The following is a 13,388-nucleotide window of genomic DNA, read 5'->3' on the forward strand; positions in this document are numbered from 1 at the left end:
GTTAAAATATAGCCAACAAATATAAATAAACTAATTATCCATAGCTTGAACCTATAAATAAAAGGAGCAAAACACATGAAAATTATTCAGTTAGAATACTTCTTGGCTATCGTGAAATATAATAGTTTTACTAAAGCTGCACAATTTTTACATATTAGCCAGCCATCTTTAACTGCTACGATTAAAAAAATGGAAGCAGATTTAGGTTATGACTTATTTACACGTTCAACAAAAGACATCAAGATTACCGAAAAAGGAATACAGTTTTATCGTTATGCGAGCGAATTAGTTCAACAATATCGATCCACGATGGAAAAAATGTATGATTTAAGCGTTACATCAGAACCAAGGATAAAAATTGGGACTCTTGAATCTACGAATCAATGGATTGCGAATTTAATTCGAAAGCACCATTCCGACTACCCTGAACAGCAATATCGTTTATATGAAATACATGACAAACATCAATCTATAGAGCAATTACTGAATTTTAATATTCATTTAGCTATAACAAATGAAAAAATAACCCACGAAGATATAAGATCCATTCCTTTATATGAGGAATCTTACATTTTATTAGCACCCAAGGAAACATTTAAAAATCAAAATTGGGTAGATGTTGAAAATTTGCCACTCATATTACCAAACAAAAATTCTCAAGTGCGCAAACACTTAGATGACTATTTTAATAGAAGAAATATTCGTCCAAATGTCGTTGTAGAAACAGATCGATTCGAATCAGCAGTTGGATTTGTTCATCTCGGCTTAGGTTACGCTATCATTCCGAGATTTTATTACCAATCATTTCACACGTCTAATTTAGAATATAAAAAAATTCGTCCAAACTTAGGCCGAAAAATTTATATCAATTACCATAAAAAACGCAAACACTCCGAACAAGTACATACATTCGTACAACAATGCCAAGATTATTTATATGGACTTTTAGAGGCTCTTTAACTTAAGTTATTAGAGCCTCTTATGCAGTTGCGTAGTCAACTGTATACCTTTTTCCTTTAACTTAAGTTATTAGAGCCTCTTATGCAGTTGCTCAGTCAACTGTATACCTTTTGCCTTTAACTTAAGTTATTAGAGCCTCTTATGCAGTTGCTCAGTCAACTGTATACCTTTTGCCTTTAACTTAAGTTATTAGAGCCTCTTATGCAGTTGCTCAGATCATCGTATAAAAATTAATGACGTCATTTCAAAAATCGATACAAAAATAATTTATTATAAAAATTCTAAGAAAGAAGTGAAGCAGATGTTAAAATCTATTAATCATATATGCTTTTCAGTCAGAAATTTAAACGATTCAATACATTTTTATAGAGATATTTTACTTGGGAAATTGCTATTGACTGGTAAAAAAACTGCTTATTTTGAGCTTGCAGGCCTATGGATTGCTTTAAATGAAGAAAAAGATATACCACGTAATGAAATTCACTTTTCATATACACATATAGCTTTCACTATAGATGACAGCGAATTTAAATATTGGCATCAGAGGTTAAAAGATAATAACGTGAATATTTTAGAAGGAAGAGTTAGAGATATTAGAGATAGACAATCAATTTACTTTACTGACCCTGATGGTCATAAGCTAGAATTACATACTGGCACACTTGAGAACAGATTAAATTATTATAAAGAGGCTAAACCACATATGACATTTTACAAATAAGGCGTCATTATAAAAAGGCCTCTTGAAATCCGTTAAAATTTTAATTAATTATTATATAATAAGAGAACTTTTCAAACAATACAGTTGTTATTTTTGCTATTTCAACAAACATAAATAAGCAGTAAGATGACTACAACTTAAGAGTCTTCTTACTGCAATTATTTTTCAAATATATCAACGTTAATATAACTTCTATTAAGAAATACTCACATTCTGCCCTGCAATGCAAATCTCGTCACATATAAATATTTTTAATTATTTTAAAAAATGATGCACTAAATTAGCAACGAGCTTAGCAGTTCTATTGTCAGCGTCATATGTTGGATTCATCTCAGCAATACTAACTGAAGACACCTTATCACTTGGAATAATACGTTTTGCTAATTCAAGAACAGTATGTGGATACAAACCTAACACTGCCGGCGCACTTACCCCAGGCGCAAACGCACTATCAATGACATCCATACAAATCGTAAACATAATGACATCATGTTCATGTACAAAACGTTCAATCATATCTTTAATTGTTGGTGATACGTGACTCAATAATTCATCTGCAAAGACATAATCAATCTTTTTCTCTTTAGCATAATCAAATAAACTTTGCGTATTACCACCTTGAGCAATACCAAGCACTAAATAATCTGTGTTTTCATCTTCTTCTAAAATTTGTCTAAAGCTCGTTCCAGATGTAGATTGTTGTTCAGCACGTGTATCAAAATGCGCATCAATATTTATCACACCAATAGATTGTGTTGGATAGACTTTACGTGTTGCTAAATATTGAGCATACGCAATATCATGTCCACCACCTAATAAAAATGTTTGTCTATGATTAGCAATTGACTTCGCTGCAAGCATAGCAAATTCTTTTTGAGTATCAATTAATTCCTCATGATCATGATAAACATTTCCGTAATCGACTAAAGTTTCACATTGATTCAAATCCGGCAAACCTGCAAATGCTTGTTTAATCGCATCTGGTCCTTCTTTTGCACCAATGCGCCCCTTGTTTAAAGCAACACCTTTGTCAACAGCATAGCCTAATATACCGACCCCTGATGGCATACTACTCTTTTCCAGCTTAGACAAATCTTCAAATGTTACTGTTTGAAAATGTCTAAATTTTTTCGGGTCTGTTTCACTATCTAACCTTCCAGTCCATAAATTTGGTTCACCTTGCTTGTACACAGCATTTCCCCCTCTTATTTATGTGGCTTATTAACAATTAAAGTATAACGTATAGGAAATTTTGAATTCAATTCATAGTTAAATCCGTATCTTAAAAATACTTATCTACATTACTTTTACCCCTATTTTCTATGTAATAACGAATACTTAGCTGATTTATGTTAATAAAATACGTCAAGACTATTACATTTTCATTAATATTGACATAGACAATTTATCTCTCGGCTTGTAATATGTATAATTGTTACTAAAAGATATTTTGCTTGTTACCTAATGGAGGTTACATATAATGAAGAACAATAAAATTTCTGGTTTTCAATGGGCAATGACGATTTTCGTCTTCTTTGTCATTACAATGGCGTTATCCATTATGCTCAGAGATTTCCAGTCTATAATTGGTGTCAAACACTTTATATTTGAAGTTACAGATCTAGCACCATTAATTGCTGCAATCATTTGTATACTCGTTTTCAAATATAAAAAGGTCCAACTTGCAGGTTTAAAATTCTCAATCAGCCTGAAAGTAATTGAACGTCTATTGCTAGCTTTAATTTTACCTTTAATTATTCTAATTATTGGTATGTACAGCTTTAATACATTTGCAGATAGCTTTATTTTATTACAATCAACAGGCTTATCAGTACCTATTACACACATTCTGATTGGACATATTCTGATGGCGTTCGTAGTAGAATTCGGATTCCGTTCATACTTACAAAATATTGTTGAAACGAAAATGAACACGTTCTTTGCAAGTATTGTTGTTGGTTTGATGTATTCAGTTTTCTCAGCAAATACAACTTATGGTACAGAATTTGCTGCTTATAACTTCCTTTATACATTCTCATTCTCTATGATTCTTGGTGAATTAATTAGAGCGACTAAAGGACGTACAATTTATATTGCAACGACATTCCATGCTTCAATGACATTCGGACTTATTTTCTTGTTTAGCGAAGAAATCGGCGATCTATTTTCAATCAAAGTCATCGCCATTTCAACAGCAATCGTTGCAGTAGGATACATTGGTTTAAGCTTAATTATCCGAGGTATTGCATATTTAACAACAAGACGAAACCTTGAAGAACTTGAGCCTAATAATTATTTAGACCATGTCAATGACGATGAAGAAACTAATCATACTGAGGCTGAAAAATCTTCTTCAAATATTAAAGATGCTGAAAAAACAGGTGTAGCTACTGCATCAACGGTTGGTGTTGCTAAAAATGATACTGAAAATACAGTGGCTGACGAACCAAGCATTCATGAAGGTACTGAAAAAACAGAACCTCAACATCACATAGGTAATCAAACTGAATCTAATCATGATGAAGATCATGACATCACTTCGGAGTCAGTAGAATCAGCAGAATCAGTTAAACAAGCACCACAAAGTGACGATTTAACAAACGATTCAAATGAAGATGAAATAGAGCAATCATTAAAAGAACCTGCGACTTATAAAGAAGACAGACGTTCATCAGTTGTAATTGATGCAGAAAAACATATCGAAAAAACTGAAGAACAATCTTCAGATAAAAACAAATAATAACAAAGCGCTTGCTAGTACCTCTTAAAAAGATGATGCTAGCAAGCGCTTTTCTATACTATATATTATTTTTCTAAAATTTTAACACCCTCTTGAGTGCCTACAATAACTTGATCTGCCATATCTAAGAAGTATCCTGTCTCAAACACACCTGTCAGATGAATTAAATACTCATGGAACTTATATGGGTCAATTCCTTTTGGTAACTTACAATCTAAAATATAATTGCCATTATCAGTTATAAATGCGACATCTTCGTTTACACGACGTTCTACTTTTATATCAGCGTATGATTCAATTTTACGTAATATGTGATACCAGTTAAATTTATCCACCTCTACTGGTAACTTAAACGTCTCACCTAAGTATTGAACTATTTTCGTTTCATCGACAACCACAACAAAACGCGATGCCATTTCATCTATAACTTTCTCTCTGAACAGCGCACCACCGCCACCTTTAATTATATTTAAAGATGGATCTACTTCATCAGCACCATCAATTGCTAAGTCGATATGATCAACATCATTGATTTCACATATTTTAATACCTAATTCTTTTGCTAAAAATGCAATTTTATTAGAAGTGCATACACCTGTAATATTGTAACCACGTTCTTTAATTAGTTGCGCCATTTGAGGTAAGAGTAATTCCATTGTACTTCCTGTACCAATTCCCAGCGTCATGTCACCATTGATTTGACTTAAAACATCATTTAATGTCATTAACTTGAGTGCTTTGACATCTTTCATGAAGGTAGCCTCCCATATTTATGTAATCTATTCAATTCATATTTTACATGACTCGTATAAATTAACATACCCTTATTTCTAACATTTTTTTAAACATATCAATCAGAATTTACAATTCTAAAAATGTTTTATAGTACAATATATTTTAAATAATACTCGTTAAGGAGAATGATATGATATCAATTCACGCAATTTCGACAGGAAAAATCCAAGATTTGCCTTATAGCTCGAAAAGACCGATACGCTCTGCTTTAGATAAAACTAAGATTTCACAAACAACATGGTTATCTTCAACTGGTTTCACTGGTGATGAACAGGCTTATAAAGATCATGGTGGACCACATAAAGCAGTTTGTGGGTTTAGTAAGCATAATTATGCACTGTATCAAGATGATTTACCTACACTACCTACTCATGCGATGTTTGGAGAGAATTTAACATTTGATTATTTAGACGAATCTGATGTTTACTTTGGTAATCAATATCGTTTAGGTGAAGCGTTAATTGAGGTTTCTGAAATTAGAGAACCATGCTGGAAAATTCAAGCAAAATATAATATTCCTGATTTAGTGAAGCGCATGTCTACATCTGGTAAAACAGGTTTCTATTTCCGGGTATTAAAACAAGGCTATGTATCTCCAAATGATCAGCTTTACTTAATACAAGAAGCACCAATCGAACATCGTTTATCTGTACAACAGCTTAATGACCTTTATTATAATGATAGACAAAATCAAGATATGTTACGATATGCACTAAACAATCCATTTCTGTCACCAACAAGACGCGATAAACTTCAAAAAATGTATAACAGAACATTGAAATAATTACCTTTCATTATAAGTGTTAAATGAACTTTTCAAAACAAAAAGGAATCAACTTACACATCGTTTGTATAATAGTCTTATCTATAACCACTGATGCTATTGATTCCTTTTTTATGTTATATATTTTCTTTATTTCAAACTGTATATTAATGATGTCACTTCATTTGATACGATTCTTGATAACCTATTCAAAATTCCGCCAAATAACATAAATATTATATAAATGCCGATACTTTTAATCATTTTCTACTTTTTCTTCGATACGGAAACTTGTTTTCGAATTGAACACTTCACCAGCTTTTAAAATTGACGGTGCTTTTTCACCATATAAATTAATATCATTTGGTAAAAATTGTGTTTCTAATGTAAAGCCAGAATGTGGTTTATAAATATTAAATGGACTATCCCACTCATCAGGCTGGTTAAAAGTAAAGAACACAACATGAGGCATATCTGTATCGACCTCTAACATAAATTCATGATTTTCAACATACATTTTATGTTCACCAACTGTAAATGGGTGATCGAGACCACCAAAACGTGTCATTTGTTGGCTTAATTGCGCATGTTGTGATGTAAAAATATCACTCAATTTTATCTTGTTATCTTCAAACACTTCATGTAAATCTAGAATATCACCTGTAACAATATTTCGCTCATCTAATACATACATATCTAATTGATTACTTGAAATGCGATGATTATCAACGACATTATTATCTCGATTCAAATTGAAGTACACATGATTCGTAGGACTAAACAATGTGTCTTCTGATGCAACTGCTTCGTATTCAATCGACCATTGGTGATCCGCATCATAAATATGTGTAATCGTCACATCGATATCACCCGGGAAATGATCATCAGCTGATTTCAACACCGTCTTAAATATAACTTTAATTTGAGCAATTTCATTTCTAATTTCATAATCAAATAACTTATTGTCCAAACCATGACATCCACCATGTAAATGATGTTCACCGTTGTTTTTTTCTAACTGATATTCTTTACCTTTCAACTTAAATTTAGCATTATCAATTCTACCGCTATATCTTCCTATAGAAGCACCAAATTTAAAAGGATTACTATGATAAAACTCATCCGCTTCAACAACATTTCCAAGAACAATATTATTATCATGATATTTCCAAGACACTACTCTTGCTCCATAATTCGTAAAAATAATTTTAGTTTCATCATTATCAATTTTGATTAAATCTACACCTTGTCTTTGGTGCTCAACTTCAACTATCATTTTTACTTCTCCCTTCTAACCACAAGTGTTCAAGCTCTGCTGGGTAGCAACATTACTAAAACACCTACAATACAAATGATTGCACCGATAACATCATATTTATCTGGCATTTGTTTATCTACGACCATCGCAAAAATCAAACTCATGATGATAAATACGCCACCATATGCTGCATATACTCTTCCGAATGATGGAAATGATTGAAATGTCGCAATGACACCATATAACATGAGTATCGCACCGCCTATTAGCCCAACAAGTGAAGACTGTCCTTCCCTAAGCCACAGCCAAATCAGGTATCCCCCACCTATTTCACATAAGCCAGCTAATATAAATATAAAAATCGGATATAACATGAAATCACTCCATCACACATTTGCTATCAATAATCTATCGGCTACATATCATTTGTTTACATTTCTTCTTACTTCACATTCCCATTTTAAAAAGTTCGTTTTCACATTCATATTGTACACTTTTTTAGACATTATTCTATAGCTAAATATAAAAAAATAAGAGTAACACGCTTTCATCATCATTTTATATGATAAATGTGTGTCACTCTCATCAATTTTATTTTTTAAATACACGTTTCATTGAATTAAATAAGCCACGTTCAAATGTAAGTACTGAATCTTTATATGTTTTAATTGCAATCCATATCAAGACAGCTACCATTACAATTGAGATTAAAGAACTTAAGATGACCTCATATATTTGAAGCCCTGAAGTTTGAGCGCGTACAACTAATTGAAATGGCGCTAAAAACGGAATATAACTTGTGATTAAAGCAAGTTGTCCATCAGGATTATTTATCGTGAATATCGCGATATAAAATGCAATCATACCAAGTAATGTCAGTGGCATCAAAGATTGATTTAAATCTTCTATTCTAGATGTTAATGATCCGAGGATGGCTGCAAGTAATACATACGCCATAATTCCAACAATACTACTTATAATTCCGACAATAATAATTTGCCAAGACAATTGATTCATTTCCACGTTAAAACCTTGTAGCAAGTCTTTTAAGTCAAAGGCAAAAATGCATATAACTGCCATCAATACAATTAAAATAATCTGAGTCACGGCAACTGCTATAACGCCTAAAATTTTAGCAAAAATATGTTGGATTGGTGAAATACTTGTAATAATCATTTCAATGACACGCGATGTTTTCTCACTAGCAATTTCCATAGCTATTTGAGATGCATAATTTAAAACAATGAAGAACATTAGAAAGATAATGCCATAAGCTAAAGCATAGTTGAAAATCTTTTGTCCTTCTGATACTTTATCGACTTCATCATTAGAAATCACCTTATTATCAACTTTACTTTGTGCTTGTAATTTTTGTAAGTCTTCTTTGTTGATATTTAATTCCCCGGCTACCATATTTGTTTGAATAGCTGTAAGCAGTGCTTGTACTTTTTGTGAATCTTCATGACTTACTCGCTTCTCACTAATGATTGTCCCTTGTAACGTGCGATTTTGATTCACCTTGATAATATAAGCTTTATCAAGTTTATGTTTTTTTACTTCTTTTTCAGCATCTTCTATAGAAACTTTAGTAAACTTAGCATCACTATGGAATGTATTCGCCTGTTGCTTGAAAACCTTATAGATTTGTTCATTCGGTGCTGCTACACCAATTTTATCTGGACCATCATCAAACATGTTAATAATCTTATCAATGTTAGATAGGCCAATCATTAAGGCAGCAATAATAATCATAAAAATTACAAATGATTTAGCTTTAATTTTTTTGATATATGTCAAAGTAAATGTCGCCCAAAACTTATGCATCCTTGCCACCAACCTTCTCAATGAATATATCTTGTAATGATGGTTCTACAACTTGGAATCGTTTAACATAACCTTGATGTGCCACAACTTGATAAATATCTTTGGCTACGTCTTCATTCTCAATCGTCAACTGAAGACCTTGCTTCATGTTTTCACTATGAATGATGCCTCTAATGTTTGTTAAATCTGGTAGTGTTGTTTCTGATTCAATGACAACTTTCTTGTTACCATTAGATGCACGTACATGATTGATATCACCAGAAACAACAAGTTGACCTTTATCTAAAATACAAACATCATCACATAATTCTTCAACATGCTCCATACGGTGAGAACTATAAACGATTGTACTGCCCCAATCATTTAAGTCTTTAACTGCTTCTTTTAATAACTCAACATTAACTGGGTCTAGACCACTGAAAGGCTCATCTAATATTAGTAATTCTGGTTTATGTAACATACTTGCTAACAGCTGAATTTTTTGTTGATTCCCTTTTGATAGACTATCAATTCGTTTTTTGCGGTTTTCAGTAATATCAAAACGCTCAAGCCAATACGATATTTGCTGTTGTATTTCTGTTTTTGACATTCCCTTTAAAGTTGCCAAATATTTCAATTCTTCTTCAACTGTCAATTTCCCATGTAAACCGCGTTCTTCCGGTAAATAACCAATACGATTGTACATTGTTTTATCTAGTTTTTTACCGTTATACGTAATGTGTCCTTCAGTTGGTTCACTTAAGCCTAAAATCATACGAAATGTCGTTGTTTTACCTGCACCATTTCTTCCTAGAAAACCTAACATTTTGCCTGATTCTAACTCTAATGAAATATCATTTACTGCCGTCATCTTGCCAAAACGTTTCGTAACATGTTCAATTACAAGTCCCATACTTTGCCTCCTAAAAAAATATGTATTTATCTTAATATAACATTTCTATTCTCTATAAATGCAATATTTTTAAAGTGAATTTATTTTTAAAATTTCTGAAATTGAAATATTTAAATAGTATCTTCTTTGCATGTTAAGTATCATTAGCGCTAGATACGCATTTCCCATACCTTTATTGCCTTATTTGTAAAAAAATATCCCAGCATCATTGTGCCGAGATATTTATATCATTACAATTGATTATCTGTTTCTTCCGGTGTTTTCGGTGTTTCAGATGTCACTGGTTGATTTTTAATTGTAGACGGGTATTTTGGGCTTTCGCCATATTTATTTGCCGGCTTACTGTCAAAGCATAGGAATACTATCATAACAATTGTTAGGCCTAAATAAACAAAATAAAGAAGTACTAACAAAATATTAAGACCCATCGGCATTAATGTAAAATCACTGTCATAATAACTATCGATAATCTGTAATACTATATAAAATATAATACTGAATACTGTCATAATCATTGGAAATAACATTGTTCTTGATATATCGTGAAATCTTCGAACGCACAACGCTAAATTTGGAATAAACGTTGCCAAACTATAGACAAAAGTATACACAGATGTAAGGATAATCATCAATATACTCATAACTATTAATGTTTCGTTATCTGCCGCTATAGAAATAAAGACTAGAAATAGGTTTATTATTAGCACACACACAGCTGGAACCATAAGTATCAAATGCCATAGTGCCATATACCAATATTCACTACGTCTTGATCTCCCCTTAAAATTTACATAATTTTTCCAAAATAATACGAATGATTTCATAAAACCTACTTGAGGTAATTGTTCCATTGTAATCTCCCTTTCGTTAATCATATTTATATTTTTAATTATTGTTACCGTTATAATTTACAAGATTCATTATCAAGCCACTTCATTTCAATCGTCATTCACTTTGGAAAATGGACTTTATATTTCATCACTAGTAAAATGAAAACCCGCTACAAGTACACATCTATATGGAGACTCATTTGAAAGTCAACGCTTCGTTAACTATACTAAAAATATGTCATACTGCAATGTTCACGTTTAAAAGAGTCTCAATCTCTGCAAATAAAATATTCCATAACAAAGTATATACTTTACATTTTTATAATTCTTAACAATACTATTTTATCAAATATTTACCACAATAAAAATATCTTTTTCATTTTTATTTAATTTAATCATATAATTGCGAGGAGAATATTATGGATTTCGTTAATAATGATACAAGACCAATTGCTAAAAACTTATTAGGTGTCAAAGTGATTTATCAGGATACCACTCAAACGTATACAGGCTACATCGTGGAAACGGAAGCTTACTTAGGTTTGAATGATCGTGCGGCTCATGGCTATGGCGGTAAAATAACACCTAAAGTCACGTCATTATATAAACGTGGTGGTACAATTTATGCACATGTCATGCATACGCATTTACTCATTAATTTTGTAACAAAATCTGAAGGTATACCTGAAGGCGTACTTATACGCGCAATTGAACCAGAAGAAGGTTTATCCGCTATGTTCCGTAACAGAGGTAAGAAAGGCTACGAGGTAACGAATGGCCCAGGAAAATGGACTAAGGCATTTAACATTCCACGGGCTATCGATGGCGCTACGTTAAATGACTGTAGATTGTCTATTGATACTAAGAATCGTAAATATCCTAAAGATATTATTGCTAGTCCACGAATCGGTATTCCAAATAAAGGTGATTGGACACATAAATCTTTACGTTACACAGTGAAAGGTAATCCATTTGTGTCTCGCATGCGTAAATCAGATTGTATGTTTCCCGAAGATACTTGGAAATAAATGCCATCTTTCATTGATTACTATCATGAAAATGAAATCTATCTCCTTATAAGTCAATCAATCGTGCCGCCAACATGCGGATGGGTTGATTGTTTTTTTGTCCATCATATTTTTTGATTCATCTCCTCTTTTTGAACTTGTTCTTAATTATAAAATATAACAATAGAATTATTTATAATTATTAAATTTAGATGCATTAATATTATTGATATTATTTTCAAAAACTAGAAATATTGATTTGTTGCATGTATAATGTTAAAAGTGCCCTTTTATAACGCTTACATATAAAAGCTTATTTAGGGAGAGGGATATTCAACAAGGGGGATTTGAAAATGATAGAACTTAATGCAATTACAACATTATGTTTAGCCTGTATACTTTACTTACTTGGTACAGCTATCGTTAATCACGTTAATTTTTTGAAACGCATTTGTATACCAGCACCAGTGATTGGCGGCTTAATCTTTGCTATTTTAGTTGCGGCTTTGGATTCATTTGGCATGGTTAAGATTAAATTAGATGCTTCATTCATTCAAGATTTCTTCATGTTAGCATTCTTTACGACAATCGGTCTTGGTGCATCATTGAAATTATTTAAATTAGGTGGCAAAGTCTTGCTATTATACTTTATGTTTTGTGCTATCATTTCAGTCATTCAAAACATAGTTGGTGTATCACTAGCAAAAGTATTAAATATTAAACCGTTACTAGGATTAACAGCAGGTTCCATGTCTATGGAAGGCGGTCATGGTAATGCTGCTGCTTATGGTAAGACAATTCAAGATTTAGGTATTGATTCGGCACTGACAGCGGCTCTTGCAGCTGCAACTTTAGGTCTTGTATTTGGAGGGCTTATCGGTGGTCCAGTTGTAAAATATTTAATCAAACGTTATAACTTAAAGCCTCAACATAGTGACGATACATTTAAAGATTATAGCCAAGTAGCATATAACGAACATTTACATAGTAAATTTAATGCCACTGAAGTATTCTTCATTCAATTTACAATCGTTGTATTCTGTATGGCAGTTGGAAGTTATTTCAGTCATTTGTTTACAGCTCAAACAGGGATTAATGTTCCAATTTACGTTGGCTCATTATTTGTAGCTGTTATCGTCCGAAATATCTCTGAAAGTTTTAATTTTAATATTGTAGATTTAAAAATTACTAATCAAATTGGCGATGTCGCATTAGGTATTTTCTTATCTCTTGCGCTAATGAGCATTCAATTAATCGAAATTTATAAACTTGCTATACCTCTTATTATTATCGTTTTAGTTCAAGTTGTCGTTATGATTTTATTTGCTGTTTTAATTTTATTTAGAGGTTTAGGAAAAGATTATGATGCTGCAGTAATGGTAGGTGGTTTTATCGGGCATGGGCTTGGTGCAACGCCAAATGCCATGGCAAATTTAGATGTTATTACTAAAAAATATGGAAACTCACCTAAAGCATATTTAGTTGTACCTATTGTTGGTGCATTCTTAATCGATTTAATTGGTGTTATAGTCATTATGGGATTCATTCAATGGTTTAGTTAAACACCAAACTCATAAATAAAAGAGGAGGCCTCCGCC

The 13,388-nt window shown here is 32.1% G+C and carries 14 protein-coding genes; 6 read left to right on the forward strand and 8 right to left on the reverse strand.

The features are described from left to right. The first annotated feature begins 75 nt into the window (after positions 1-75). Positions 76-960: a LysR family transcriptional regulator gene (locus NSS86_RS10585; RefSeq protein ID WP_000691839.1), complete on the forward strand. Its 885-nt coding sequence runs from the start codon at positions 76-78 to the stop codon at positions 958-960. Between the two features lie 301 nt (positions 961-1,261). Beyond that, entirely contained in the window at positions 1,262-1,681 is a 420-nt protein-coding gene (locus NSS86_RS10590) for a FosB1/FosB3 family fosfomycin resistance bacillithiol transferase (protein ID WP_000920239.1), read from the forward strand. A 255-nt stretch (positions 1,682-1,936) separates the two neighbouring features. On the opposite strand, the gene hutG is transcribed toward NSS86_RS10590, so the two are convergent. Further along, a complete protein-coding gene (gene hutG / locus NSS86_RS10595) occupies positions 1,937-2,872 on the reverse strand; it encodes a formimidoylglutamase (protein WP_000277968.1) in 936 nt (311 codons plus the stop codon). Between the two features lie 289 nt (positions 2,873-3,161). On the opposite strand from hutG, the gene sdpC reads away from it, so the two are divergent. After that, entirely contained in the window at positions 3,162-4,421 is a 1,260-nt protein-coding gene (sdpC, locus tag NSS86_RS10600) for a CPBP family intramembrane glutamic endopeptidase SdpC (protein ID WP_000794442.1), read from the forward strand. 65 nt (positions 4,422-4,486) lie between these two features. Here sdpC and NSS86_RS10605 read toward each other — a convergent pair whose 3' ends face one another. Then, entirely contained in the window at positions 4,487-5,173 is a 687-nt protein-coding gene (locus NSS86_RS10605) for a ribose 5-phosphate isomerase A (RefSeq protein ID WP_000655864.1), read from the reverse strand. A 173-nt stretch (positions 5,174-5,346) separates the two neighbouring features. Between NSS86_RS10605 and NSS86_RS10610 the strand changes: the two genes are divergently transcribed. Continuing rightward, entirely contained in the window at positions 5,347-6,000 is a 654-nt protein-coding gene (locus NSS86_RS10610; protein ID WP_000623440.1) for an MOSC domain-containing protein, read from the forward strand. Between the two features lie 235 nt (positions 6,001-6,235). On the opposite strand, the gene NSS86_RS10615 is transcribed toward NSS86_RS10610, so the two are convergent. From NSS86_RS10615 to NSS86_RS10640, 6 genes are all read right to left on the reverse strand, one after another. Then, a complete protein-coding gene (locus NSS86_RS10615; protein ID WP_000634685.1) occupies positions 6,236-7,255 on the reverse strand; it encodes an aldose epimerase family protein in 1,020 nt (339 codons plus the stop codon). Positions 7,256-7,284: 29 nt separating this feature from the next. Continuing rightward, entirely contained in the window at positions 7,285-7,611 is a 327-nt protein-coding gene (locus NSS86_RS10620; RefSeq protein ID WP_000966695.1) for a YnfA family protein, read from the reverse strand. 48 nt (positions 7,612-7,659) lie between these two features. Further along, entirely contained in the window at positions 7,660-7,845 is a 186-nt protein-coding gene (locus NSS86_RS10625) for a hypothetical protein (RefSeq protein ID WP_001789152.1), read from the reverse strand. Then, the gene (locus tag NSS86_RS10630; RefSeq protein ID WP_000548702.1) at positions 7,829-9,061 is read right to left on the reverse strand and encodes an ABC transporter permease; all 1,233 of its coding nucleotides are present in this window, start codon (positions 9,059-9,061) and stop codon (positions 7,829-7,831) included. The genes NSS86_RS10625 and NSS86_RS10630 overlap by 17 nt, the downstream gene beginning before the upstream one ends. Then, positions 9,054-9,953, reverse strand: coding sequence for an ABC transporter ATP-binding protein (locus tag NSS86_RS10635; protein WP_000524830.1), 900 nt, complete (start codon positions 9,951-9,953; stop codon positions 9,054-9,056). The genes NSS86_RS10630 and NSS86_RS10635 overlap by 8 nt, the downstream gene beginning before the upstream one ends. Before the next feature lie 230 nt (positions 9,954-10,183). Beyond that, positions 10,184-10,804 carry a DUF805 domain-containing protein gene (locus NSS86_RS10640; RefSeq protein ID WP_000436823.1) on the reverse strand — a complete coding sequence of 207 codons (621 nt, stop codon included), beginning with the start codon at positions 10,802-10,804 and terminating at the stop codon, positions 10,184-10,186. Between the two features lie 398 nt (positions 10,805-11,202). On the opposite strand from NSS86_RS10640, the gene NSS86_RS10645 reads away from it, so the two are divergent. Both NSS86_RS10645 and gltS read left to right on the forward strand, forming a co-directional pair. Continuing rightward, positions 11,203-11,811 (forward strand): DNA-3-methyladenine glycosylase, encoded by a 609-nt coding sequence (locus NSS86_RS10645; protein WP_000348287.1) that lies wholly within the window; start codon positions 11,203-11,205, stop codon positions 11,809-11,811. Between the two features lie 332 nt (positions 11,812-12,143). Further along, positions 12,144-13,352, forward strand: a complete 1,209-nt coding sequence (gene gltS, locus NSS86_RS10650) for a sodium/glutamate symporter (protein WP_000571591.1) — start codon at positions 12,144-12,146, stop codon at positions 13,350-13,352. Positions 13,353-13,388 lie beyond the last annotated feature (36 nt).

Origin of the sequence: Staphylococcus sp. FSL W8-0056 (assembly GCF_037963075.1) — a bacterium.
GTDB lineage: Bacteria > Bacillota > Bacilli > Staphylococcales > Staphylococcaceae > Staphylococcus > Staphylococcus aureus.